Annotated in this window: 24 protein-coding genes and 1 riboswitch; of the genes, 11 read left to right on the top strand and 13 right to left on the bottom strand. The window is 50.1% G+C overall.

Annotated elements, in window-relative coordinates:
- Position 1: 1 nt before the first annotated feature.
- The gene (locus tag KJS63_RS14110) at positions 2–955 is read right to left on the bottom strand and encodes a metallophosphoesterase family protein (protein ID WP_213619710.1); all 954 of its coding nucleotides are present in this window, start codon (positions 953–955) and stop codon (positions 2–4) included.
- Positions 956–1205: 250 nt separating this feature from the next.
- Between KJS63_RS14110 and KJS63_RS14105 the strand changes: the two genes are divergently transcribed.
- Positions 1206–2042, top strand: a complete 837-nt coding sequence (locus tag KJS63_RS14105) for a DeoR/GlpR family DNA-binding transcription regulator (RefSeq protein ID WP_213619709.1) — start codon at positions 1206–1208, stop codon at positions 2040–2042.
- A 76-nt stretch (positions 2043–2118) separates the two neighbouring features.
- Here KJS63_RS14105 and KJS63_RS14100 read toward each other — a convergent pair whose 3' ends face one another.
- Positions 2119–2409 (bottom strand): phosphatidylinositol kinase, encoded by a 291-nt coding sequence (locus KJS63_RS14100; RefSeq protein ID WP_213619708.1) that lies wholly within the window; start codon positions 2407–2409, stop codon positions 2119–2121.
- A 361-nt stretch (positions 2410–2770) separates the two neighbouring features.
- Between KJS63_RS14100 and KJS63_RS14095 the strand changes: the two genes are divergently transcribed.
- Both KJS63_RS14095 and KJS63_RS14090 read left to right on the top strand, forming a co-directional pair.
- Positions 2771–3646: a DMT family transporter gene (locus KJS63_RS14095; RefSeq protein ID WP_213619707.1), complete on the top strand. Its 876-nt coding sequence runs from the start codon at positions 2771–2773 to the stop codon at positions 3644–3646.
- A gap of 249 nt (positions 3647–3895) precedes the next feature.
- On the top strand, positions 3896–4078 hold the full coding sequence (locus KJS63_RS14090; RefSeq protein WP_068622032.1) for a hypothetical protein: 183 nt from the start codon (positions 3896–3898) through the stop codon (positions 4076–4078).
- Between the two features lie 151 nt (positions 4079–4229).
- On the opposite strand, the gene KJS63_RS14085 is transcribed toward KJS63_RS14090, so the two are convergent.
- Positions 4230–5216 (bottom strand): 2-hydroxyacid dehydrogenase, encoded by a 987-nt coding sequence (locus tag KJS63_RS14085; RefSeq protein WP_213619706.1) that lies wholly within the window; start codon positions 5214–5216, stop codon positions 4230–4232.
- A 319-nt stretch (positions 5217–5535) separates the two neighbouring features.
- On the opposite strand from KJS63_RS14085, the gene KJS63_RS14080 reads away from it, so the two are divergent.
- Genes KJS63_RS14080 through KJS63_RS14070 form a run of 3 tightly spaced genes read left to right on the top strand, consistent with a single transcriptional unit; the run spans position 5536 to position 8118 of the window.
- Positions 5536–6312, top strand: coding sequence for an ABC transporter permease (locus KJS63_RS14080; RefSeq protein ID WP_068615518.1), 777 nt, complete (start codon positions 5536–5538; stop codon positions 6310–6312).
- The gene (locus KJS63_RS14075) at positions 6309–7109 is read left to right on the top strand and encodes an ABC transporter permease (protein WP_213619705.1); all 801 of its coding nucleotides are present in this window, start codon (positions 6309–6311) and stop codon (positions 7107–7109) included. Before KJS63_RS14080 ends, KJS63_RS14075 begins: the two co-directional genes overlap by 4 nt.
- A gap of 16 nt (positions 7110–7125) precedes the next feature.
- Positions 7126–8118, top strand: coding sequence for an ABC transporter ATP-binding protein (locus tag KJS63_RS14070; protein ID WP_213619704.1), 993 nt, complete (start codon positions 7126–7128; stop codon positions 8116–8118).
- A gap of 186 nt (positions 8119–8304) precedes the next feature.
- Here the strand turns inward: KJS63_RS14070 and queF are convergent, their stop codons facing one another.
- The 4 genes from queF to queC all read right to left on the bottom strand — a co-directional run bounded on the left by queF (position 8305) and on the right by queC (position 10988).
- Positions 8305–8802 carry a preQ(1) synthase gene (gene queF, locus KJS63_RS14065; RefSeq protein WP_213619703.1) on the bottom strand — a complete coding sequence of 166 codons (498 nt, stop codon included), beginning with the start codon at positions 8800–8802 and terminating at the stop codon, positions 8305–8307.
- Positions 8803–9083: 281 nt separating this feature from the next.
- The gene (gene queE / locus KJS63_RS14060) at positions 9084–9836 is read right to left on the bottom strand and encodes a 7-carboxy-7-deazaguanine synthase QueE (protein WP_213619702.1); all 753 of its coding nucleotides are present in this window, start codon (positions 9834–9836) and stop codon (positions 9084–9086) included.
- Positions 9829–10323, bottom strand: coding sequence for a 6-carboxytetrahydropterin synthase QueD (queD, locus tag KJS63_RS14055; RefSeq protein WP_213619701.1), 495 nt, complete (start codon positions 10321–10323; stop codon positions 9829–9831). The genes queE and queD overlap by 8 nt, the downstream gene beginning before the upstream one ends.
- Positions 10320–10988: a 7-cyano-7-deazaguanine synthase QueC gene (queC, locus tag KJS63_RS14050; RefSeq protein WP_213619700.1), complete on the bottom strand. Its 669-nt coding sequence runs from the start codon at positions 10986–10988 to the stop codon at positions 10320–10322. The genes queD and queC overlap by 4 nt, the downstream gene beginning before the upstream one ends.
- A gap of 124 nt (positions 10989–11112) precedes the next feature.
- A riboswitch (PreQ1 riboswitch) is annotated at positions 11113–11156 on the bottom strand.
- A gap of 186 nt (positions 11157–11342) precedes the next feature.
- On the opposite strand from queC, the gene KJS63_RS14045 reads away from it, so the two are divergent.
- Both KJS63_RS14045 and KJS63_RS14040 read left to right on the top strand, forming a co-directional pair.
- Positions 11343–12203, top strand: coding sequence for a fumarylacetoacetate hydrolase family protein (locus tag KJS63_RS14045; protein WP_213619699.1), 861 nt, complete (start codon positions 11343–11345; stop codon positions 12201–12203).
- Between the two features lie 392 nt (positions 12204–12595).
- Positions 12596–13222 carry a hypothetical protein gene (locus tag KJS63_RS14040; RefSeq protein ID WP_213619698.1) on the top strand — a complete coding sequence of 209 codons (627 nt, stop codon included), beginning with the start codon at positions 12596–12598 and terminating at the stop codon, positions 13220–13222.
- A 164-nt stretch (positions 13223–13386) separates the two neighbouring features.
- On the opposite strand, the gene KJS63_RS14035 is transcribed toward KJS63_RS14040, so the two are convergent.
- The 4 genes from KJS63_RS14035 to KJS63_RS14020 form a co-directional block, all read right to left on the bottom strand.
- A complete protein-coding gene (locus KJS63_RS14035) occupies positions 13387–15105 on the bottom strand; it encodes a proline--tRNA ligase (RefSeq protein ID WP_213619697.1) in 1719 nt (572 codons plus the stop codon).
- A gap of 406 nt (positions 15106–15511) precedes the next feature.
- Entirely contained in the window at positions 15512–16339 is an 828-nt protein-coding gene (gene speD / locus KJS63_RS14030; RefSeq protein WP_213619696.1) for an adenosylmethionine decarboxylase, read from the bottom strand.
- Between the two features lie 180 nt (positions 16340–16519).
- Positions 16520–16696: a YjfB family protein gene (locus KJS63_RS14025; protein WP_213619695.1), complete on the bottom strand. Its 177-nt coding sequence runs from the start codon at positions 16694–16696 to the stop codon at positions 16520–16522.
- A 40-nt stretch (positions 16697–16736) separates the two neighbouring features.
- Positions 16737–17672, bottom strand: coding sequence for an RluA family pseudouridine synthase (locus KJS63_RS14020; protein WP_374706288.1), 936 nt, complete (start codon positions 17670–17672; stop codon positions 16737–16739).
- 213 nt (positions 17673–17885) lie between these two features.
- Between KJS63_RS14020 and recQ the strand changes: the two genes are divergently transcribed.
- On the top strand, positions 17886–19751 hold the full coding sequence (gene recQ / locus KJS63_RS14015) for a DNA helicase RecQ (RefSeq protein WP_213619694.1): 1866 nt from the start codon (positions 17886–17888) through the stop codon (positions 19749–19751).
- A 13-nt stretch (positions 19752–19764) separates the two neighbouring features.
- On the opposite strand, the gene KJS63_RS14010 is transcribed toward recQ, so the two are convergent.
- Positions 19765–20082 (bottom strand): hypothetical protein, encoded by a 318-nt coding sequence (locus KJS63_RS14010; RefSeq protein WP_213619693.1) that lies wholly within the window; start codon positions 20080–20082, stop codon positions 19765–19767.
- A gap of 69 nt (positions 20083–20151) precedes the next feature.
- Positions 20152–20523 (bottom strand): hypothetical protein, encoded by a 372-nt coding sequence (locus KJS63_RS14005; RefSeq protein WP_213619692.1) that lies wholly within the window; start codon positions 20521–20523, stop codon positions 20152–20154.
- A gap of 304 nt (positions 20524–20827) precedes the next feature.
- Between KJS63_RS14005 and KJS63_RS14000 the strand changes: the two genes are divergently transcribed.
- Entirely contained in the window at positions 20828–22600 is a 1773-nt protein-coding gene (locus tag KJS63_RS14000) for a B12-binding domain-containing radical SAM protein (protein ID WP_213619691.1), read from the top strand.
- A 256-nt stretch (positions 22601–22856) separates the two neighbouring features.
- Positions 22857–23981 (top strand): glycosyltransferase family 4 protein, encoded by a 1125-nt coding sequence (locus KJS63_RS13995; RefSeq protein WP_213619690.1) that lies wholly within the window; start codon positions 22857–22859, stop codon positions 23979–23981.
- Positions 23982–24018 lie beyond the last annotated feature (37 nt).

The raw sequence follows: 24018 nt of genomic DNA, 5'->3' as shown, positions 1-24018 counted from the left end.
GTTATTGGCCTCTCTCTGGGGAATGAGCCGGCTGTTCCATTATGGGCGTGCCGTCCTCAAGACGGAGCCAGGTTTCGAAGCCGGGCTTGTCCTGAGTAAGCCTGATCAAGCGGGCGCCGCGGGGGAACCCCTCTTTGCCGTAGGTGTTGTAGCCGCTTGCCCTTCCGTAACAAAGTGAGATGCCGTATAGGTTCCCCATATAGTCGTTGATATGGTCATGTCCGCAGAACGTTCCGATAACATCGCCCATTTCGAGCAGTGCCGCAAACATGCCGGAATTGACGGCTGGACTGCACACCTGCTCCTGTTTATGCCCATAGCAGATTTGGGTGTCCCAAACCTCTTTATATTCAGGAAGAGGGATATGGAAAAAGGCAAGCGCAGGCAGTTTGCTTCCTTCTCTCCCCGAGCCTAGGCGGCCGGATTCGGCGGTGAGCCAGTTGATTTGTTCCTGGTTTATCCAGTCATATCCCGGAACGTTAGGGTTTGTGGAATAACTGCCGGAGTCGAGAAAATAAAGATTCGCCGCCGGATTGCCTTCCCGGTCAGTGATCTGAAGGGTGTAGTTGCTGCCGGGTAGATGCTTCGGACCGGACTTAGTCACCGTATGCCGATGCTTTAGGGCAACCTGCATTAGCTCTTCCCGGGTAATCCGCTGTTCCGTGTCATGATTGCCGAAGACGAAAGCCCAAGGGATTCCACGTTCTTCTACCGCTTGGACGGCCTCGCGGAAGGCGCGTTCTGGGAACTCGCACTCCGGCCCTCCGCCGGAAACCTCCCCGGTGTAAATGACATCGCCGGTAAACACAGCAAGATCCGGCTGCTCTATATCCAGTATTTGTTCCATTAGCGCACGGGTGCGCAGATCTTTCTCTTGCCCGTCCTTCCAGTGCAGGTCCGTAAACTGAACGATAGTAAAGGTTCCATCTTTCCGGAATGCCAACTGCTGGCTCATATTCGTTCCTCCTCATTTTGGTAACGTGGTTTCACGTGGTTGTTTGTTGTTTTATGTTGTTTTGCGTTGTTTTAAGTGATTGTATCTCTGCCCTTCAAATTCGTCAATAGTATTGGTCAATTTAAACGGGAACGGTGAATATTATTGGGTTGACAAGAGAAAAACCAATCTATAAACTTGCCTTAATAACACAAAATCACATAAAATCACATGAAAACATAATCCTTATTGGGCTTGGAGGAGATTCAAAATGTCTTTATCCCATGAAGAACGCAGAGAGACCATCCTTGCCCAACTGGGCACGGAAGGAAAGGTTCAAGTGCATGCGCTGGCCATGTCGTTCAATGTATCCATGGAGACGATTCGCAGGGACCTGGACAGGCTCGAACAGGAGGGGAAACTGCGCAAAGTATACGGAGGCGCGGTACTGGCCCGTTCCGAACAAACCGAGCCCGCTTTCTTTAAGCGGTCGCGTATGCACTTCGGGGAAAAGCAGGTGATCGGCAAGCTCGCAGCGTCGCTGATTCATGACGGCGAGACGATTCTTCTGGATAATGGAACGACCACAATCGAAATCATTAAGCAGTTGAAGAATCGTTCCCATGTGACGGTCATTACGAATTCAGTTCCAATTCTTAACTTCGCGTTGAAAGAGTTCAGGGGTAAGGTTATCTTTGCTGGAGGAGAAATCAATGCAAAGTATCAGGCAGCCACAGGCCCGATGGTATATGAACTGCTGGATCAGTTCAAGGTGAACAAGGCCTTCATTTCGGCGGGAGGGATATCGCTGTCGGATGGGATCACCGATTTTGATCCGGACGAAGCCGGGGTGTCGAGGAAAATGATGAAACGCGCGGAAGAATCCATTTTGGTTGCGGACCACTCCAAGTTTGGAGTTACGGCGTTTGCCAGAATATCGGCCATCGAGGACATATCAATGATAATAACGGACGAAGCTTGTCCTCAGGAATGGCTGGAGGCGCTGCAGCGCTTGAACGTGGAGGTTATCGCGGGAGAGAACGGGAATAGACAGGCACAGCGTCGTTCAAATCCAAAGAAAAATCACAAGACGAGTAAAAGTCAATGAAAATAGGATTCCATTGATAAGAGGCCGGATCCCGCATGGGGTCCGGCTTTGGTTTTTAATTATGAAGGCTGTTGGATCATATGAAGAATGGGAGCAGGAATACGGAAGCAATGGGAAAAAGAATACGGCGCTGCAGGAAACGACGCCGGGGGAAGAAGCCTGGATAGAAACCAAATTGTCTATAAGTTGACTCCTGTGCGGGCAGACCACGCATTTCCTGAATCATTTCGCCAGTTGGCACAGCAAGAGTGACATACTCATTATCGACATGGGTAATGAATCCATCATAAGAACGACCATCTGTTGTATTAATTCCAACATATTGATACATTAGTCTCCAGCATATTTCTTTATGATCAGTCTCCATGGTTAACCTCCCTGGGTAAATGTAATACAACACCAGTCTATGGACGATAACCCGAACTGCTCACGACACTTGCCTAATATCAAATTTATGGGCGGTAGAATACCGCTATAGTCAGAGCTCGGTAACTAACTAGGGTTTACAAAACACAGTTTGACTGTTCAGATGGAACGTAATTTGTTAGTATAAATTTTATATATTTTTTAAGTTAGATTGGATGAGAGGTGAATCAGAATGTATTTGGCTCCATTATTTGAAAACGATGTACCTGCAGCACCTTTACACCCTTAGTGGAGTAAAGGTGACTTTCATCTCTCCGTTAAGGGCTATCTTGACCTTAATTAAACACGGAGGGAACAAATAAATGAATAAGACTCTGTTAGGTTCGATATATTTAGCATTGGCTTCCAGCATTTGGGGTGGTATGTACGTTGTTGTTAAAATTGTAGTATCGGTCATACCGCCGCTGGAACTGGTCTGGATGCGATATTTAGTGGCTATGGTTTCACTACTTGTGGTTAGCTTTATAACACGGCAGAAATGGCGGATCCATAAGCGTGATCTATTAATAATTATCGCTATTGGCATCATTGGGAATACGATTTCGATTGTTGCTCAGGAAACGGGTACCATGCTATCCTCAGCACAAATGGGAGCTATTATAACTTCCTCGACACCCGCGTTTATGGTTATTTTTGCTCGATTAATCCTTCAAGAACGGTTAACCCTAAAAAAGGGATTTTCTATTTGTTTAGCCACAATTGGAGTTCTCCTCATTGTTGGAGCCGATCAAGTGGACTTATCAAGTAAACTTGGCGGTATTTCACTTCTTGTAGCGGCGTTAACTTGGGCGCTCATGTCTGTGCTTGTAAAGCGTGTGCCGAGTGAGTATTCACAAATTATGGTGACTACTTATTCCATCTTGGTGGCCCTAATTGTTCTGACCCCCTTTGTTTTGCCGCGATTACAGGCAATCAATATCTCACAGCTGAGCCATCCGGCGATTTGGGGAGGGCTTCTGTATTTGGGGATCGTCTCAACTGCAGGTGGATTTCTGCTTTGGAATCGCGGATTACAAATGCTAAACGCTTCAAGTGGGGGGCTGTTTTTCTTTTTCCAACCCGTGGTTGGTACATTGCTTGGATGGCTTATTCTTGGAGAAAACATAGGTTTAACGTTCTGGACTGGCTCTATTTTCATACTCATAGGTGTTATATTAGTTATTAAAGAGAAAAAATAGCATTCATAAACCCCTTCAATAGCTGAAGGGGTTATTTTATATGACGAGAGTAAAAAGTTACCGGGGAATTTCAATGAGGTTGCCTTGAGAAAAGCAGCTCATGAGGTGGGAACAGTCACCCTCGAATCACACCATTTTTGAGGACTATCATGTTTAAAAATGCCCGGATGACGGTATAAAGGGAATAATAACGGTAACGAGGTGAGAAACGTGGAGAATAACAATAGACCGGATCACGGCCCTTCCGGCATGGATCATGCCGAGCAGTACGAAACGGAGCGTGAAAGCCTGTTTGACCGGTTCGAGAGTGAACAGACGGTGGACTCCATTCCGATGGAAGATTTGACTGAAGAGCAGATGGAAGAAAAGGACATGGAAGCCAGCAAGCATACCTCATCAACCGAGAAGAAATACAAAGTAGACTTTGAGTGAAAAATAAAACCATTACCGCGCGCAGCTCTAAGTCGAGGTGTGGCCTGCATGACGGAAATCCACCTAAAGAGCGGCATTAGCGTATTTAATACGCCAATGCCGCTCTTTGGTGTGAAAGTATAAGTTGATCTGATCTGTACCCTGCTCCCGATTATATGTCCCGCAGCTCCTTAACGAGTCCAGCCGGAGATTCGCCCTGAAGAACACGGACCAAATTCTCGGCGGCCCGCATCGCCATATCGGTGCGCGTCTTCTCGGTTGCAGAGCCGATATGGGGAAGCAGCACGACATTGGACATTTTCAGCAGCGGGTTCGAAGGATCTATCGGCTCCTTCTCGAATACGTCCAGTCCCGCTCCGTAGATGACGCCGTTCTGCAGCGCCTGGATCAAAGCTTCTTCATCCACAGTCTGTCCCCGGGAAGCATTGATGAAGATGGCCGTCCGCTTCATCTTGGCAAATTCAGCTTCACCGATCATATGGCGGGTCTCCTCGGTGAGTGGGGTCATCAGAACGATGAAGTCGGAGCTGCCCAGCAGCTCATCCATACTGGAGTATACCGCGCCATAATCCTGCTCGGCCTGCTTGCTCCGGTGGCGGTTATGGTAGAGAATATCCATTCCGAAGCCATGCTTCGCCCTGTGCGCAACAACACGCCCGATGCTTCCCATCCCGATAATACCAAGTGTTTTGTGATGAACATCCAGACCGAACAAGCTCTCGTTGTCACCGCGTTTCCAGTTCCCTTCCCGGATGTACTTGTCCATTTCAGGCACGCGGCGTGCGACCGACAGCATCAAGGAGAGAATCAGGTCGGCCACGGTGTCGTTCAGCACGTCGGGTGTGTTGGTCCCCTTGATCCCACGCCGCTTCATTTCTTCAATGTCAAAATTGTTGTAGCCTACGCTCATCGTGCTAACCACCTTAAGGTTGGGGGCGTGATCCAGCAGCTCAGCATTAATCCTGCCACCGGTGGTCAGCAGGCCGTCCACATCAGAAATATGCTCTATAATTTCCTCTAAGGAGGCCGGTTTGTCCCCGCTCCATTTGGTATAGGTGCAGTGCCGGGCAAGATATTGCTCTACTTCGGGAGGAATGGGTCTCGCAATGAAAATTTTAGGTTTGGTTGTTGTCGTCATTTCAGAGCTCCTTTCTTTGAACATAACAAAAATGAACACAAGTCTCCCTTCATATTACCCCAAATTTCATCGTTACCGTTAATTTCGCCACTTCCCTAGAAGAAGCTGTTCTCCCGCGCAGAACTTTGCGGTCAGATGAAGAAACCGCAGGGAGAAGAGTGAACGAATGCCCTGGGCCTAAGGTACCGTTCCATCTACAAGAAGGCAAAAAAAGGTTGCTCCAATCTGGAATGATCTGGTATGATATTGTCCTTCTTTCATTTTCGCCTTGTCTGAAGTGGACGGGTCCGCCGTCTAATAAGCTTATCGGAGGTGCTGCATGCTTTATTTCACTTTGGCTTCCAAAGCCTACGCCCGCAATTTGCAATACCGCGGAGCCCACATGGTGCACAATATCGCCAGTGCGATGTTCGGCTTCATGTATGCGTGTATCTGGATCGGACTAGGTTCGGATTACTCGCTTGGAGAGTACGGAACGCAGGGGATGGTGAACTATATCTCCTTTACTCAAGCCGCGCTCTGGATCTCCAGCTTCATTACCAATGGCCTCGGCATTCCCCAAGCCGTCAGAACGGGCCATATTTCCTTGGATTTAATGCGTCCCGTCCATCTGTTCAGCCACATGATGGCCAAAGAATGGGGCCAGATCGCTTACCAATTCGTCTACAAATCGATCCCGATCTACCTGGTGTATTACGTGGTATTCTCCTTGAAGCTGCCCGGAAAGGTGTCGGAGCTCCTGTTCGTTGCTCTTGCCCTGGCTGGTGCTGCTTATCTATCGATTTGCATGAATTATCTGATCGGCGCATCCGCACTGTGGACTACTGAATCATCCTGGTTATATTGGGGCAACCACGCGATGATTAATCTCCTTGCAGGCTTCTTTATTCCCATCGAATGGCTGCCGGGCTGGCTGCAGACCATTGCCTGGTGGTCTCCGTATCCCTACCTCCTGTATGTACCGACAAAATTATATTTAGGCTCCGGTGAAGCCTCCTATTTGTGGGGAACGTTGTTTTGGTGCGCTCTGCTCACACTAACCTGTCTGCTGGCGACTGGATTTTTAAGGCGGAAAGTGGAGGTGCAGGGAGGATGACCGTGAAATCCTGGCTGTCTTTATATGGACTGTTGATTCGAACAAGCATCAAGAGCCGCATGCAGTACAAATTCAATTTTGTGCTCGCTTCCTTCCTGGCCGCATTAATTCAAATCTCGGAATTTCTGATGGTTGCGATTGTGCTCCATAAATTCGGGGCCATTCAGGGCTGGTCAATGCACGAGATCGGTTATCTGTTCGCGGTAATCACACTGTCCAAGACGTTGTACCGGACATTTGCTGATGAAGTGCACCATCTGGAGAATTATTTGGTGAACGGTGAACTTGACCAGCTGCTTACACGTCCGATGCCGGTTCTGCTGGTACTGATGCCGCAGAAATTCAGAATCATGCTGGGTGAAGTGCTTCAGGGCGGGTTTCTGCTGTGGTGGTCGCTCCATGGCATGATGGTGAGCGGCCAGGTCGGCTGGAGCGCTGTGCCGCAATCATTGTATATCATCGTGACGGGTGCCGTCATTTTGTTCTCGATCGGCCTTGCCACCGCGACCTTCGGCTTCTGGACAACCAGAACTAGTGAGCTGCAGAACCTGACGGAGGATGCCGCAAGGACCGCTGCCCAATATCCGTTAACGCTGTATCCCAAGTGGATGTCTTCGATTTTGCTGATTGTTATTCCTGTTGGTCTGGTCAATTATGTCCCGTCTCTGTACATACTTCGGGGGGAGCTCGGAGTCTGGGTGCTACCGGCGTTGGCCGCCGCTGCGCTTGGATGTCTTGCACTCAGCCTGAAATTTTGGCAGTACGGCTTGACCAAATATCAAAGTACGGGCAGTTAAGGAAGGAGGGAATATCTTGATCGAAGTTCATGATATACGCAAGTCGTTTAAAACCGCTGTTGTAAAGGAAGGGCGCTTCTCTGGACTCAGGACCCTGTTCTCAAGGGAATACCGGATCAAGGAGGCGGTTCGGGGGATTAGCTTTCAGGTGGAGCAGGGTGAATTCGTTGGTTATATTGGCCCGAATGGGGCTGGCAAATCGACGACTATCAAAATGCTGACCGGCATTCTGCATCCAACATCCGGCCGGGTGACCATTGCGGGTATGAATCCCCATCAGGAGCGGCGTTCTGTTGTGAAGCGGCTGGGAGTTGTGTTCGGTCAGCGCAGTCAGCTGTGGTGGGACCTGCCAGTTAAGGATTCCTTTGATATTCTGGCCGAAATGTACGGCGTTGGCCAGGCGGACAAAGCGGGGAGACTCCGTCAATTTACAGAACTGCTGGATTTACAGACGTTCTGGGACACGCCTGTGCGCAAGCTGTCGCTTGGTCAGCGCATGCGCGCCGACCTTGCGGCCGCCATGCTGCACGATCCAGACGTGCTGTTCCTTGATGAGCCAACGATCGGCCTGGATGTCAATGCGAAGCGCAACATCCGCCAGTTTCTGAAGTTGATCAATGAGGAGTTCGGCAAAACGATTCTGCTGACCACCCATGACATGGACGATATAGAGCAGCTGTGCAGCCGGGTGATGGTCATTAACAACGGGGAGCTGTCTTATGACGGGACGGTTCGCTCGCTTCGCGACACCATTGGATTGCCGACCTTGATTACGGTCACCTTCCGGGGACCGTTTCAAATTCCCGAGTCATATGTGGCGGCTTCACGCGGAGCGGAGTCGGTCCAAATCCGGGTGACCTGTGTTATTGATCAAACCGTCTCGATTGAGGTGAATCGGCGGGAGATAAATACACTGGACATCGTTAAGGAGTTGGGCAAGTGGGGAGAGCTGGATGATATAGAGATGCAGGATCCGGACTTCGAGGATGTCATTCATAAGGTTTATTGATGCGACAGCACCCTTTACACCTGATGCGGGAGTTTCATCATCTGTTCTGAACAAAGGAAGGAATTGTTAACTTATCAGGATCATTCAATGGTTATGAGCAGCCTTAACGTCTAAAAATATTAATGCTGCTCCTGAAGCAGGAGCAGCATATAAGTTGAACAGCACAACATGTGCCGGTTGTCTTGTCTAACGGTTGTCAATCTTTTCTGGGTACATGTCATGGTTCAGCATCCGGTGCTCAGCCATCTGTTCATACTTGGTGCCTGGTCGGCCGTAGTTGCAGTATGGATCAATGGAGATTCCTCCGCGCGGGGTGAATTTTCCCCATACCTCAATGTACTTGGGGTCCATCAGCTTGATCAGATCATTCATAATGATGTTCATGCAGTCTTCATGGAAATCACCATGATTGCGGAAGCTGAACAAATACAGCTTCAGCGACTTACTCTCTACCATCTTGATGTCCGGGATATAGCTGATGTGGAGCGTGGCGAAGTCCGGCTGGCCCGTAATCGGGCACAGGCTGGTGAACTCGGGGAAGTTGAATTTCACGAAATAATCCCGGTAAGCATGCTTGTTCTCGAAGCTTTCCAGCACCTCCGGCGCATATTGAAACACGTACTTGGTCCCCTGGCTGCCGAGCAGCGTCAAATCTTCCATTTCATTAGGTTGTCTTCCAGCCATAATTGATACCTCCGTTATATTTATTCTGGTTAATGTCATAGAAAGCAAGCGGCATGAAACGTCATTTTTGACCCTATTGCCTGATGTTTTGTGGGCTGAATTACCTTTGATTGAATTTGTAAGCAGGAATCTTGTCACAAGCAATTGTCAGCACATTCTTCGGATGCATTTTCTTTTAAAAGCTTTCAGCTTCTTCCGAATCATTTTACTTACTTGTGTTGCCCCTCTATCAACCAATCTATTATTGACCACTCTGTGTTGACTGTCTGTCCGCGTTAAAGTTAGACCCCGCGTTTGTTGCCCCATACTAATGCGTGCAGCTGAGGGAGCACCCGGACATTGTTTAACTCCGAAGATTGAACAACGTCTTCAATCAGCTGGTCATACCGGGCAAGCAAATCGGAGGCATGGGCTGTGATATCCATCCGCTGAACATCAGGATTCCCAACCTGCAGATACATCACGGTATCGGGATAGCGGGCATGAACGCGTGTGGCATAATCCAGATCTGCCTGATCAAAAATAACTACCTTCAGGCTGTGAGAGTATCCCTCCGGTCTTGATTTCAGCCGGGCGACGATCAAATCCAGCTGGTCCCAATCGGTTGTCATTCCCGAGCTTGGCGGCTTGGGAGAGAGGGTGACTTCTTCGATCTCCGCCAGCCAGTCCTGCCATCTTGAGCCTTGTGTTTCTACGGCCAGCCGGATGCCGCTCCTGTTCAGCAGGGTAACGAGCCCTCTGAGCTGGGGCAGCAGAGCGGGATTGCCTCCCGACAGAGTCACATGGGAGAACCGGTCTCCTCCAATGCGCTGCAGCTCCGCCCAAATTTGCTCAGGGCTCATCCGTTGGATCTGGTCTTTGGCACTGCCATCCCAGGTGAAGGCCGAGTCGCACCAGGCACACCGGTAGTCGCACCCTGCCGTGCGCACGAACATGGTCTTCTGGCCAATCACCATGCCCTCACCTTGAACGGTTGGACCAAAAATTTCCAACACGGGAATATCAGGTGTATTCGTATTAGCTGAACTATTCACCTGTCATCCACTCCCGTCTGGCTTCGGCATAACTTGTGGGGGTCTCATACAGGCGGATAAATTCCGTACGCCCCTCATGAATTAGCGGTTTGACCTCTTCAGAGGCCAGCGCTTCCTCCATTTGTTCGAACAGCCATACGACCATGTTCTCAGCCGTCGTGTTCATTGGGGGCAGAGTCTCGTTCAAATATCTGTGATCCAGGTAAGTCTCGATCCGGGATTTCCATATTTCTTTAATCAGTCCGAAATCAGCGGTAAGGCCGATGTCATTCGGGCGCGCGCTGATTCCGATGACTGCTTTATAGGTATGGCCGTGCAGGTTCTTGCACTTGCCCTCATATGCATGCAGATGATGCGCAGCGTCAAAAGTAAATTCCTTGCTCACCAGAACCCGGCGGTTATGGTATTTCAACTGTTTTGGCTGGATGTCATCCCCCAGCTTTTGCAGCTTGTCCACAATGCGGAATTCCCCAGGTGTGCGGCTCATACGCAGTCGCCCCCTTTGCGGGACATAAGGAATTTGTCCAGGCCCGCTTGTCTGAGCTTGCAGGCGGGACATTCCCCGCAGCCGTGGCCGATAATCCCGTTATAGCAAGTGAGCGTCTTCTCCCGCACGAAATCAAAGGCTGACAGCTCATCAGCCAAGGCCCAGGTTTCGGCTTTGTCCAGCCACATCAGCGGGGTATGAATGACAAAGTTGTAGTCCATCGCCAGGTTCAAGGTGACGTTCAGCGACTTGACAAAAGTGTCCCGGCAGTCGGGATATCCGCTGAAATCCGTCTCGCAGACCCCGGTAACCAAGTGCCTTGCTCCGGATGTCTTGGCTTTGACCGCAGCAAAGCTCAGGAACAGGTGATTGCGGCCCTCCACAAACGTGCTGGGCAGGCTGCCTTCCTGCTCTGTAATCTCGATGTCATCGCGGGTCAGTGCGTTCGGGGCCAGCTGGTTTAAGAGACTCATGTCCAGCACAGTGTTCTTCACACCGAGCTCATCTGCGATGGCCCGGGCACATTCAATCTCCAGCTTGTGACGCTGTCCGTAGTCGAAGGTCACGGTCTCCACTTCACCGAACTGCTTCAGGGCCCAGAAGAGGCACGTTGTGCTGTCCTGACCGCCGCTGAATACAACAACTGCTTTTTCATTTTTGAGCATAAAAAAACCTCTCTATCTTCAGAAATTTGCGGCAAATGACCTTGTCATCCACCCATACGAAGAGAGAGAGTTCTTGAACTGGCATCGCAAAAAAACAAGCCCATCTTCAAATCGATAAGAAAGGGCTACCTTAGTTTTTTATAGAGGGAGTTCGCGAACCTCTCCCATGCGGGACTTGCCGCATGGACTGTCTTCAGTTGGCGCAGTGCGCTGCCCTATTATAACACATTTCCGTGAATTTGAAGGTAGAAAGAAATGGTTGTAGTTTGCTTTTTAAGGAATGGAGTTCTAGGATAAGGCTATAAGTATAGGACTATGAATATAAGGCACATCTTGAGTGGGAGGAGTGGTTGAATGAAGCTTGTTAATTTTTACAGAGAACAACAATTATGTCTTGGGGTTATGACAGATAAGGGTATGCTGGATATGTCCTCCCGCTTTGACATGGACAGGCTATTGACCGCGGGGGAACAAGAGGTTCAGGCTCTCAGGGCTTATGCAGAAGGCCTGATTCACTCGGGAGATGTCCTGTTCCTTCATGAAGAACAAATCAGATACGCTCCATGTGTGCCTAACTCCCGCAAAATAATTTGCATCGGGCTCAATTACCGGAGGCATGCCGAGGAATCGGGCATGAATCCGCCTGAAGAGCCTCTGCTGTTCAGCAAATTTTCCAATGCGCTAGCCGCTCATCAGGAAGATATTGAACTGCCCGCAGAATCCCGGCAGGTGGATTATGAGGCAGAGCTCGGGATTGTGATCGGACGCAAGGTGCGAAATATATCCAAAGAGGATGCATTATCCGCTGTGTTTGGCTACTGCTGCGCGAATGACCTGTCCGCCCGAGATTTGCAATTCCGAAGCTCCCAATGGCTGCTGGGAAAATCCTGTGACGGGTTCGCGCCGTGCGGCCCTTATCTGATAACCGCTGATGAAGTGCCAAGTCCAAACAAGCTGGAGATCCGTACGCTCGTCAATGGGGAAGTAAGACAGAGCTCGAACACCTCGGATATGATTTTCCACTGTGATGAGATCATAAGCTATATTTCCAGGCATATGACGCTGGAGCCCGGGGATTTAATCCTCACCGGGACACCGGAAGGTGTGATCATGGGTCTACCGGAATCGGAGCGTGTATGGCTGCGGGACGGAGATACCGTTACCGTGGAAATCGAGGGGCTTGGGAGTTTGACGAACCGGTTGGTGAAGCCGTAGGATGAGAGATTTTCGTCTGGTGAAGTAGATTGTATTTTAAAGACGTGATACAACATTTAAGGGACTACAGAGAGCAGCGGAGGATGCGAAACGGCATATTGGAGGTTGAAAACAGTACGCTTTTGAAGGTGATATCTGACTCTCAGGGGATTAACTTAGATATTATACGCATTAAATTTCTGCCTCGCTGAGACAATCAACGATTTATACGGTGAGGTGCATAAATCGAGTCTCTTCATAATATCTGAGCAGCATTTGAGCTTGAAACATTTAAAGACAGTGGCATATCGAAGCACTTTAAGATTGAGGCCGATTAGTTACGGTCTCATTTTTCTTTATATTTATTCGATATATATGGTAGGTTGTTATCCTAAAATACTAGGAGAGAGTCGATGATAGCAAAATATCGAAATGTAGAGAATTATTTTAAGGGTGAGTTTAAATTAGGTTTTTGGTCTAGGAAGGTTACACTTAAAAAGCTGCATTATGTAAAGGAGGAGCTTAGAAAAATAGACATTTCTGAGTTGAGAACTTTGAAGTCTGATGCAAACTCTCTAGCTGAATGGTTTAAGTCCATTAACTATATGTTCACCATACTGATATTTATGTGTACTGTTTTTACTGGAGCGTGGACATCCTTAAATCAAAACTTGCTTAATATATCCAATAGTTTGACTGATGTTATTGCTGAAGAAAGGCTAAAAGCACTTCAAAGTGCTGAGAATCTCGATCCATTTATTAAAGAAGAACAGACTATTACAATGCTGAATAAAGTGACAGAGAGAAAACAAAAGAATGCTAGAGATGTGTACTTTGATTTTTATATCTTTATGATTGTAATTATGATTGGCTTGTTTATTTTTGCTTCCTTAGTTCTGTTCTCATCTAGAAAATACTTCACAATAAGTTTCTTATTGAACGAAGTGTTGGAAGAGAAAAAAGAGCTAACGGGTGAAAAAAACAGTTTGAAAGAGCTTCGTGAAAAGCGCTTGGAGCTGAAGTATAAAACTAGAATATGAATCTAGATGAGGGCTGGATTGTGTGGCACACTGGCATAGACAAACATAGCAGCATGCTCAAGAAACTCCTCACGTCATGCTGTTGGAATCGATAATTAAGGCAGTTTATTAGAAATGAGACAACGGCTGCCCCTGATGATATGTTGTGGACAGCCGCCGTTTTCTTATTGCCTGTGGTGTTCCGTCAATCTGGACACGGCGGCTTCTACGCTTAACACTTCCGCCTCAGGCTTGCAACGCTCTTTCCATTCGATAAGGCCATCCTTGGCCATCTTGCCGATCACGATGCGCACCGGGATGCCGATGAGGTCGGAGTCCTTGAATTTTATACCGGCACGCTCATCCCGGTCATCAAGAAGCACCTCGATTCCAAGGTTTGTTAGCTGCTCGTAAAGCTTGGTCACCAGGGAAGATTGGACCTCATCCTTGAGCGAGAGTGGAACAAGATGCACCTGATAAGGGGCGAGGGAGGACGGCCATATCAATCCGTTCCCGTCATGATGCTGTTCGGCCACAGCGGACAGGAGGCGGGAGATACCGATGCCGTAACAGCCCATGACCATTCGGTTCTCCTGTCCTGAAGCATCGGAGAATACAGCCCCTAGCGCATCGCTGTATTTGGTTCCAAGCTTGAAGACATGCCCGATCTCAATTCCCTTTACAAGAGACATCGGCTGGCCGCAATGCGGACAAGGATCGCCTGCGATGGCATTCCGGAGATCCGGTGCATCCTGTAGGGGGAAGTCGATCCCCGGCCGGACTCCGCTAAGGTGATAATCTGCTTGATTGGCACCGGTCATGGCCGTATCCATACGGGCCACGTCGCTGTCAATCAGCAGGGGAATATGAAGCCCAACCGGTCCGGCAAAACCAACGGGTGCCCCGGTAATTTCGAGTACGGTCTTGGCATCTGCGAGCTCGACGGTCTCTGCCTTCATGTAATTCTTCACTTTAATCTCATTGACCTCATGATCCCCGCGAACAAGCACCGCAGTTGGTTTGCCGTCAATCAGATAGATTAAGGTTTTGATGAACTGGTTCGTCGGAATTCCGGTAAATGAGGTTAGCTCTTGGATCGTATGCACATCCGGCGTGGATATAAGTTCTGGAGCAGGCTGATTTTCCCTTACCTCCAACGCGGCTTCAAGGCGAAGCGCCACTTCCTTGTGTCCGGCTTTTTCCAGATTGGCTGCATAGTCTCCAACAGGGCATACCGCTATGGTGTCCTCCCCGATATCGGCCAGAGCCATAAATTCATGAGTTTCTCCTTCTCCGCCAATCGCCCCGGCGTCGGCGTGAACCGATCTGAAATCGAGGCCGCACCTGGTGAAGATCCGGGTATAAGCTGCGTGCATAGCCCAGTAGCTCGCATCCAGGCCATCCCAATCGGTATCGAAGGAGTAGGCATCCTTCATGAGAAATTCCCTTCCCCTAAGAAGCCCGAACCGCGGGCGCCGCTCATCTCTGAATTTAGTCTGGATTTGGTACAGAGTTAGAGGCAGCTGTCTGTATGAGCTAATCTCGTCTCTGACCAGTGCGGTAATGACCTCCTCGTGGGTAGGGCCAAGGGCGAATTCCCTACCATGGCGGTCTTCCAGCCGGATAAGCTCAGGCCCGTAGACCTCATACCGGCCGGACTTCTTCCACAGCTCAGCAGGCTGCATCGCTGGCATCAGCAGCTCCTGGGCTCCCGCAAGGTTCATCTCTTCACGGACAATAGCGGATGCCTTCTGAAGGACACGCCAGCCCAGTGGAAGGTATGTGTACACCCCTGAGGCTAGTTGGCGGATGAAGCCTGCCCGAAGCAGCAGGCGGTGGCTTTGAGCTTCCGCATCGGCGGGAGCCTCTCTCAAGGTAGGCATCAGCAGTCGGCTTTGTTTCATTGTTTCTTCTCCTTTCTTGATTCGATGTCAAAAGACAACAAAAAGAGCCCACTCGTCAAGGGACGAATGCGCTCGTGGTACCACCCTAATTAAATCAGCCGGGTGAATCGTCAGGCTGATCCTTATACAGGTAACGGTGTTCACCGGCAGCGGATTATGGCGCTGCAGCTTCCAAGGCAGGGAGCAACGGTCCGTGACGGGAAGTCTTTCAGCCTGTGGGCTTCCTCTCTGAAACGGCCGGTATCCGAAGCTCATGATCTTGGTCAACGCTGTTGTCATATTTTATCCAAATTACACCAAATTGTGCCTAGGGTCAATAGGGGTGTACACGAAAAGGCGATTATTAGCCTCTTAGGCTATATAAAAATGAACTTTAGAATTAACCTAAATGCTAACCTTCATAAGTTCATTTTATATAGATGGAGCCGCGCTTCATATTTTTACCATAGTAGATTTCGTCCATTTCTACTTTCAACCTCTCCGTTATGGAAGCCTGTTCTTCAGGGCTCAGTTTCTCCTTGGTATATCCGAATAAATAATTGTCCAGATTAAATGCCTTGAGCTTGCACTTGGTATGGAAGATATTTTCCTGATATACATTAACGTCAATCATGTCATACAGTTTCTTGTCCTTCTCAGGGATGTAGTTCTGAATGGAGCTGATGTCATGGTCGATGAACAGCTTCCGGCCGTTGATATCGCGGGTGAAGCCGCGCACCCGGTAGTCCATGGTCATCATATCCGGTTCAAAAGAGTGGATCAGATAATTCAGCGCTTTAAGCGGAGAGATCTCCCCGCACGTGGATACATCGATATCCGCACGGAAGGTGGAAATCCCCTCGTCCGGGTGGGATTCCGGATAGGTATGGACCGTTATGTGGCTTTTGTCCAAATGCATCACCACCGAGTCAGGAAGCGGCCCCGGCGTCTCATCAAATGTCTCGGTATCCATCTCGGCCACAGGGCCTTCCGACACCAGCATCGTCACACTGGCCCCTTGTGGAATGTAATCCTGCTTGGCAATATTGAGAATATTCGCCCCAATAATTTCAGATACGGATTTTAAAATAGCTGTAAGGCGGTCGGCGTTATACTGCTCATCGACATACTCGATGTAAGCATCCCGTTCCTCGGTTGTTTTGGTATAACAGATATCATACATATTAAAGCTGAGCGATTTCGTCAAATTGTTAAAACCATGCAGCTGAACCGCCTGCTCGGGAGTTAGTTTCATTCGTCATTTCTCCTTAAGTCTGCAATAATAACTAAATTATTACCTGATCTGAATTGTCCTAGTCTTTTAAATGTTTACCCGATTATTCACATCGTTAACAAGGTAACAAGAACTCAAGAACGCCACCAGGCTGCAGAATAAAAAAAAAGACCCGCAGGCGTCAGCCATGCGGGCAAGGAGTTAAATGGAAATGTCCAATTGTCTCCCCAGGTTTGGATCCATGCTTTTCTGAATCATTTGCACCATGTTCTGAGCCTGAGTTTCAGCCTGGTTCTTGGCCATGCTCAGCACTTTAATGCCGACGGCCTGTGACAAGGCTGACTGGCTCATGGCTGTAGCTGCTGCCGCGATATCCATACTCGCACCTCCCCTGATCATACTATCGGCAGATTGGGGTTTATTTGGAAGGGGCTGTCTTGAACGGTTTCATAAATACCTTGGGGATGTCCGTTTCAAATCGCATAATCTCCCCCGTTACCGGGTGTTCAAAAGCCAGAATCCGCGCATGCAGACCCAGTCTGCCGATTTCTTTGGATTTGGAGCCGTATTTCTTGTCTCCCGCAACCGGGTGACCGAGATCTTCCATGTGCACGCGAATCTGGTTCTTTCTTCCGGTCTCAAGATGTACTTCAAGCAGGGAGAACCACTTGTTCGACTGCAGCTTCTTATAATGCGTAACCGCATGCTGACCGTCGTTCGGGTAGGGGCTGGAGTACATCTTTAGCGTGCTGCTTTCCTTAAGCCATGAGCTGATCGTCCCCTCCTGTTTCTTCACCTCGCCATCGACAAGCGCGACATAGGACCGTTCCTTTACAATATCCTGCCATCCGTTCTGCAGCGTTTGCTGAACCTGTTCACTCTTGGCAAACAGCATCACTCCCGAAGTATCCCGGTCCAAACGGTGTACGATGAAGATCCGGTTGCCCGGGTCGCTCTGACGGACATGGCTCATCAACTGACGATAAGCTGTTATTTCATTCTCTTGCCCGGCTGACACCGACAGCAAGCCGTGTTCCTTCTGGATTACAATAATATGCTCGTCTTCATAAAGTATCGTCATCCCAACAAGCGGGGCAGAGGAGGTTACCTTATCCGGGTGAATCGAGACAATATAACCGGGCTCAAGCCGGTAGTTGTAGGCGGTGATCGGCTCACTGTTCACGGTAACCTGGCCGCGTGCCAGAATGGACTTAACCGAATTCCTGCTTAAATGACGAAGCGTATCGATCAAGAAGGGCAGCAGCTCCGTCTGCTCCTTTACCGTATGAATTCGTGGTTTGGGGGGATTGCTTATTTTGGTGGTTCGGCCATTGCTGTAGCTTTTTTTCTTCACGTTCGTGCCTCCTGATAATCCGTACCGGCAAGGTGGAACCGTATGAAAGTTCCTGCATTTGACGGAGATCCTTGTTCTAAGACCGATGATAACCTTTATAACACGCCAAGGTCAATGATCCGGCGGTTGCCGTATTAGGCAAACCCCGGTAAACTAACAGGGCAGGGTTGTTGACGGAAGGTTTTGCTCGAGTAGAGTAAGGAGATTATGAATATGAATACAGATATTTTCACAATAGAAGAAGCCCGCGAAGTACTGCAGAAATATTACGGGTACCCGGATTTCCGTGAAGGACAGAAGAAAATTGTAGAGAGCCTGCTGCAGGGAAACGATACGCTGGGTATTATGCCCACCGGGGGCGGTAAATCGATTTGTTATCAGATTCCCGCGCTGCTGCTGCCGGGACTGACTCTGGTCGTATCCCCGCTGATTTCGCTGATGAAGGATCAGGTGGATGCTTTGACCAGTATGGGGATCTCGGCCGCGTATATCAACAGTACGCTTAGCGGCAGAGAAGTGAATGACCGGATCAGGGCCGCCAGAAGGGGAGAATTAAAGCTTCTCTACGTGGCCCCCGAGCGGCTTGAGCTGGATTGGTTCCAGACGGAAATGGCGGAGCTGTCGATTTCGTGTGTGGCTGTGGATGAGGCGCACTGTGTATCCCAGTGGGGACATGATTTCCGGACGAGCTATCTGGCTGTAGCACCTTTTGTATCGGCTCTTCCAAGCCGCCCGATTCTGGCTGCCTTCACGGCAACCGCTACGCCCGAGGTTATGGACGATATGATGCGGCTGCTCAGGCTTCGGGAGCCTGAGGTGTTCGTCACCGGGCTGGGGCGCGATAATCTGGCGATGTCCGTCCTGCGCGGCGAGAACAAGCGAGAGTATGTTATGAACTATGCCGAAGCCCACGCTTCGCAATCCGGTATTATTTATGCCGCGACCCGCAAGGATGTGGACGACCTGTATGAACGTCTTCGCCGTGCAGGCATTGCTGCTGGCCGATATCATGCGGGCTTGTCTGATGAAGAGCGCGCCGAGAACCAGGAAGCATTCCTGTATGACGACATCCGGGTGATGGTGGCCACGAATGCTTTTGGCATGGGGATTGACAAGTCCAACGTCCGGTATGTAATTCACTATAATATGCCTAAAAATATGGAGGCTTATGTCCAGGAGGCCGGCCGTGCAGGACGGGACGGTGAGCCGAGCGAGTGCATTCTCCTGTTCAGTGCCCAAGACATTATGACTCAGAAGTTTCTGATTGAACAGAATCCTCAGGAGGGGGACCGCAAGCGCAACGATTACCGAAAGCTGCAGCAGATGGTGGAGTATTGTTATTCCAACCGCTGCTTAAGATTTGCGATGCTGGAATATTTCGGTGAGAAGCATGATCAGAAGCCATGTGGAATTTGCAGTTCCTGCCGGGATGAACGGGAACTCACGGATATGACCGTGGATGCTCAGGTTGTGTTCTCCTGTATCTTTCGGATGAGGGAGAGGTTCGGTGTCTCGATGGTTGCCTCAGTGCTCAAAGGCTCGCAGAATAAAAAGGTGCTCCAATACGGGTTCGACAGCCTTCCAACCTATGGCATGATGCGCACCCGGACCGAAAAGGAGATCTCCGAGCTGATCAACACCTTTGTGGCCGATGGCTACTTGTCTCTCTCTGAAGGACAATACCCTGTCGTCCGCCTTGAGCCGGTTGCGGCGGATGTGCTTAAGGGCAAACATCAAGTGATGATGCGGGCTCCGCTGCCTTCGGCTTCAGCTGCTTCCGGGGCTGGCCGACGGAGAGGCCAGTCCTATGATACGGGGCCATCTGCCGTTAACGAGACCGTATTCGAGCAACTGCGGTTAATTCGCCGTGATCTGGCCCAGCAGGAGAAAGTGCCGTCTTATATCATATTTAATGACGCGACCCTTCGTGAGATGAGCGTGGTCTGCCCGCAGACGGAGGCGGCTATGCTGCGGATCAAGGGTGTCGGTGAACTGAAATATAAGAAATACGGACAGCCCTTTCTGGAATTCTTCCAGAATCAGGGCAGCGTTCCGGAGATGGATGATGTGGAGTTCTAGTTTCAGCTTTGGGCTATAGCGCCCAAGCGACCGGCTGTGCCACATCAGCGGAGGAAGCGAGCGTTGCCGCAGCCTTAGTGGCCATGCGGTACACTGGGCAGCCGCTGCCGTACCAGCTACGCACCACAGCAGCGGAGGAGGCGGAATCGTCTTGGAGAAGCGAAGCGTTCGCCTTTGCTCCCGGATTCCTACCCTGAAGGATACAATCCAGGAATCCGGGAGGAACAGCGATCGTAAGGATGATCCGCAGCCGCAGCGGTGCACTGTGGCATACAGGCTGTTCGCAACCGCAGCTTTGGGCTATAGCGCCAAGCGACCGGCTGTGCCACATCAGCGGAGGAAGCGAGCGTTGCCGTAGCCTTAGCGGCCGTGTGGTAATGGGCGGCCGCTGCCGTACCAGCTACGCACCACAGCAGCGGAGGAGGCGGAGCGTTGAAGTAGCCTTAGTGGCCATGCGGTACACTGGGCAGCCATTGCCGTACCAGCTACGCGCTACATCAGCGGAGGAAGCGGAATCGTCCTGAAGAAGCGAAGCGTTCGCCTTTGCTCCCGGATTCCTACCCTGAAGGATACAATCCAGGAATCCGGGAGGAACAGCGATCGGAAGGATGATCCGCAGCCGCAGCGGTGGACTGTGGCATACAGGCTGTCGCAACGGCAGCGTTGGGCTATAGCGCCAAGTGACCGGCTGTGCCACATCAGCGGAGGAAGCGAGCGTTGCCGTAGCCTTAGCGGCCGTGTGGTACTGGGCGGCCGCTGCCGTACCATGCACGTACATCAGCGGAGGAGGCGGAGCGTTGAAGTAGCCTTAGTGGCCATGCGGTACACTGGGCAGCCATTGCCGTACCAGCTACGCGCTACATCAGCGGAGGAGGCGGAATCGTCCTGAAGAAGCGAAGCGTTCGCCTTTGCTCCCTGATTCCCACACTGGTGATACAATCCAGGAATCCGGGAGGAACAGCGATCGGAAGGATGATCCGCAGCCGCAGCGGTGCACTGTGGCATACAGGCTGTTCGCAACCGCAGCGGTCGTGCGAGGTCCCTCTTTTTTCAAATCTAAAAGAAGGTCGTGAATCATGAAAGTAATTCTATCCACGCTGAATGCCAAGTACATTCATACTTCCCTGGCCATCCGCCTTCTGAAGGCATACAGCGACCATGAATTCGATATCGGACTTGCCGAATACACCATCAAGGACCCGGCGATGAACATCGTATCGGACTTGTTCAACAAGAAACCGGATGTCGTCGGCTTCTCCTGTTATATCTGGAACATTGAAGAGACGTTGAAGGTGGTCGAGATTCTGAAGAAAGTCATGCCCGAAACGACCATTGTATTGGGCGGACCTGAAGTATCCTATGACACCGAATACTGGATGAAGCGCTCGCCCCATGTGGACTTTATCGTGATGGGCGAAGGGGAGGAGGTGTTCCACCGCCTTCTGCAGGAGCTGAGCGGGGACCGCAAGTTCCATTTTGTTTACGGCATTGCTTACCGCAAGGAGCATGAGGTAGTGATTATGCCGGGACATCCGAAGAGTGACCTGAACACCCTTCCTTCCCCGCACCGTTTCCCGGAGGATATTCCTAACCTAGGCAAAAGAATTGTCTACTTCGAGACGAGCCGGGGCTGTCCGTTCAACTGTCAGTTCTGCTTGTCCAGCATCGAGGTCGGTGTCCGCTATTACGACATTGAGCGGGTGAAATCGGATATCCTGTACTTGATAGCCAACGGGGCTAAGATCATCAAATTCCTGGACCGCACCTTTAACATTAACCGGGCCTACGCCATGGAAATGTTCCAATTTCTGATTGAGAACCATCAAGGATGTGTGTTCCAATTCGAGATCACGGCTGATATTATGCGGCCTGAGGTGCTGGAATATTTGGCGGAGAATGCGCCTCCGGGAATTTTCAGGTTTGAGATCGGAGTGCAGTCGACCAACGACGATACCAACGAACTGGTTAAGCGGCGGCAGAATTTCACCAAGCTGACGCGTACGGTAACAACTATCAAGAACAGCGGCAAGATCGATCAGCATCTGGACCTGATCGCAGGACTGCCAGAAGAGAATTATGATTCTTTCCGCAAAACGTTCAACGATGTGTTTGCTCTGGGGCCGGAAGAGCTTCAGCTCGGATTCCTCAAGATGCTCCGGGGAACCGGGCTCAGAAATGATGCCAGCAAGTATAACTATACTTACATGGACCATGCCCCCTATGAAATCCTGGGCAATGATGTGCTGCCGTTCTCGGATATTGTAAGACTGAAGCGGCTGGAGGATGTGCTGGAGAAATACTGGAATGCGCATCGGCTGGATCATACGCTCACTTACCTGATGAAGCATGAGTTCGATTCCCCGTTTGACTTCTTCCAGGACTTCGGGAACTATTGGGATGCTCAGGGGTGGCAGAGAATCGGCCACCAACTGGAGGATTTGTTTACAAGGCTCCAGGCTTTCCTGAAAGAACGGGGACTGAAGCGTCCAGATGTGGTCAAGGGGCTCATGCAGCTGGATTATTTCCTTGGTCATAAATACAAGCCCCGCAAAATTTGGTGGGAGAGTGTGGTAGATAAGGACCGCAGAAGCCTGCATTTCAGAACCTTGATCGAGCAAGCCGACAAGGTGTCCGGAAATTTCGCAAGCCTTCATATGGAAGAGCGAGATCTTCAAAAATATGCGGTGGTCGAAGAGATCAGCTTTCCGCTGCATCGTGTGCTGAGTGGGGAGCCGGTATCTGACCTGTATCTGGATGATGTGAAGCACCTGCTGGTCGTACTGTACCAACAGAATGAAGCGGAGATTCCAGAAGTTTATACTGTCCCGCTGGTTGAGAGTCCGGTGTAAGCAGCCGCATTCGGCTGATTCACCACTTCAGGGTTAACACCGGAGAGATTTTGAAGTTGAAATGATTCACTTTAACGATGAATGAAACGAGTCATAGTGGCATTATCAAGAGCATTCCTTAACAGGACTTGCTCATGGTAATGCCTTTTTTTGCCTGTTAATAGAGAAGAGCACACCCATGCTTCAGAAGACCCAAACCGTTCTACCAACTCCTGAATACGATATTCCAAAAACACGGATAAATGGAGCTGGAGTCATGTCCACAGAAAACGGATATCAAGTAGTGTGGAAAGGTCCCGTATACAAAGCCAGTGGGCTTGGTATTGCCAGCAGAGCCTATGCCCACGCTCTAAGACGGCAGGGAGTGGAGCTCTCGATAGACCGGGGCGGCGGGAGCCTTACCCATAAGCTTAATAACAAAAGAAAGGTTCTGATCCATCACTTTCCTCCGAGCATGATTAATTTTAAGAAAGAAAGAGCCCGGTATGACCGGATTATACTAAACACGGTCTGGGAAACCACGAAAATACCTTCCCATTGGCTTCCAAACATCAATAAATTTGATGCCATCTGTGTACCCTCAGTTCAAAATAAACAGGCTCTGAGGAACAGCGGTGTGAAAATACCAATCTATATTGTCCCCCATGGGGTGAACACCAGAGAGTATGCACCAGGGGGCCGCAAGCTGCCTATACCGCAAGCTGCCGGGAGATTTACCTTTGTGTCGGTATTTGGCTTTCAACACCGGAAGAATCCCGAAGGGCTATTGCGGGCTTATTGGGAGGAATTCTCCGCTTCTGATCGGGTGCTGCTCGTCATTAAGACGAATGGATACTCTCCTTATGAAGATGAGAGCTGGATTAAGAATAGAATTATGCGATATAAAGAAACACTCGGAATCCGCAAGCCAACGGCTCCAGTTGTGGTTATTGGAAAGCACTTAAGCTCCGGTCAAATTCGGGGGTTATACAGACTCGGCCAGGTGTTTGTTCTTCCGACACGTGGGGAAGGGGTGGGGCTGCCGTTCCTTGAATCTTTGGCCAGCGGTGTGCCGGTTATCGCGACAGGCTGGGGCGGACATATGGACTTTTTAACACCCGGAAATTCATTCCTGATTCCATACCAGTTAAGAAGCCCTGTGCACAGCATGAACAGCAGACATTCAATCTCGCGCCAATTTCGTTCCCTGTTCGCAGGAAAAGGGCAGCAATGGGCCGAGCCGAGTATCAGCAGCTTAAGAAGACAAATGCGGTACGCCTATCAGCATCCCCAGTTGTGCAAGGAGATGGGACGGCGGGGCAGGAGGGATGTGCTTAGGTTCTCATGGAATAGGGCAGGGCTTCTCATGAAACAGGCAATTGAGCAGACCCTTAAGGGATAGACTTCAGGTTTAAGGGAAGTTGTCTTTGAAAGCATTA

The organism is Paenibacillus sp. J22TS3, assembly GCF_018403205.1.
In the GTDB taxonomy this organism is placed as follows: domain Bacteria; phylum Bacillota; class Bacilli; order Paenibacillales; family Paenibacillaceae; genus Fontibacillus; species Fontibacillus tuaregi.
Note: the sequence above shows the minus strand (reverse complement) of the source record. Positions and strands in the feature narration are given on the sequence as shown.

What these genes read in the sequence shown, in the direction of transcription:
- KJS63_RS14110 (WP_213619710.1), bottom strand. Translation starts at nt 955, where the DNA reads ATGAGCCAGCAGTTGGCATTCCGGAAAGATGGAACCTTTACTATCGTT.
- KJS63_RS14105 (WP_213619709.1), top strand. Translation starts at nt 1,206, where the DNA reads ATGTCTTTATCCCATGAAGAACGCAGAGAGACCATCCTTGCCCAACTG.
- KJS63_RS14100 (WP_213619708.1), bottom strand. Translation starts at nt 2,409, where the DNA reads ATGGAGACTGATCATAAAGAAATATGCTGGAGACTAATGTATCAATAT.
- KJS63_RS14095 (WP_213619707.1), top strand. Translation starts at nt 2,771, where the DNA reads ATGAATAAGACTCTGTTAGGTTCGATATATTTAGCATTGGCTTCCAGC.
- KJS63_RS14090 (WP_068622032.1), top strand. Translation starts at nt 3,896, where the DNA reads ATGGATCATGCCGAGCAGTACGAAACGGAGCGTGAAAGCCTGTTTGAC.
- KJS63_RS14085 (WP_213619706.1), bottom strand. Translation starts at nt 5,216, where the DNA reads ATGACGACAACAACCAAACCTAAAATTTTCATTGCGAGACCCATTCCT.
- KJS63_RS14080 (WP_068615518.1), top strand. Translation starts at nt 5,536, where the DNA reads ATGCTTTATTTCACTTTGGCTTCCAAAGCCTACGCCCGCAATTTGCAA.
- KJS63_RS14075 (WP_213619705.1), top strand. Translation starts at nt 6,309, where the DNA reads ATGACCGTGAAATCCTGGCTGTCTTTATATGGACTGTTGATTCGAACA.
- queF (WP_213619703.1), bottom strand. Translation starts at nt 8,802, where the DNA reads ATGGCTGGAAGACAACCTAATGAAATGGAAGATTTGACGCTGCTCGGC.
- queD (WP_213619701.1), bottom strand. Translation starts at nt 10,323, where the DNA reads ATGAGCCGCACACCTGGGGAATTCCGCATTGTGGACAAGCTGCAAAAG.
- queC (WP_213619700.1), bottom strand. Translation starts at nt 10,988, where the DNA reads ATGCTCAAAAATGAAAAAGCAGTTGTTGTATTCAGCGGCGGTCAGGAC.
- KJS63_RS14045 (WP_213619699.1), top strand. Translation starts at nt 11,343, where the DNA reads ATGAAGCTTGTTAATTTTTACAGAGAACAACAATTATGTCTTGGGGTT.
- KJS63_RS14040 (WP_213619698.1), top strand. Translation starts at nt 12,596, where the DNA reads ATGATAGCAAAATATCGAAATGTAGAGAATTATTTTAAGGGTGAGTTT.
- KJS63_RS14035 (WP_213619697.1), bottom strand. Translation starts at nt 15,105, where the DNA reads ATGAAACAAAGCCGACTGCTGATGCCTACCTTGAGAGAGGCTCCCGCC.
- speD (WP_213619696.1), bottom strand. Translation starts at nt 16,339, where the DNA reads ATGAAACTAACTCCCGAGCAGGCGGTTCAGCTGCATGGTTTTAACAAT.
- KJS63_RS14025 (WP_213619695.1), bottom strand. Translation starts at nt 16,696, where the DNA reads ATGGATATCGCGGCAGCAGCTACAGCCATGAGCCAGTCAGCCTTGTCA.
- recQ (WP_213619694.1), top strand. Translation starts at nt 17,886, where the DNA reads ATGAATACAGATATTTTCACAATAGAAGAAGCCCGCGAAGTACTGCAG.
- KJS63_RS14010 (WP_213619693.1), bottom strand. Translation starts at nt 20,082, where the DNA reads ATGTGGCACAGCCGGTCGCTTGGCGCTATAGCCCAAAGCTGCGGTTGC.
- KJS63_RS14000 (WP_213619691.1), top strand. Translation starts at nt 20,828, where the DNA reads ATGAAAGTAATTCTATCCACGCTGAATGCCAAGTACATTCATACTTCC.
- KJS63_RS13995 (WP_213619690.1), top strand. Translation starts at nt 22,857, where the DNA reads ATGTCCACAGAAAACGGATATCAAGTAGTGTGGAAAGGTCCCGTATAC.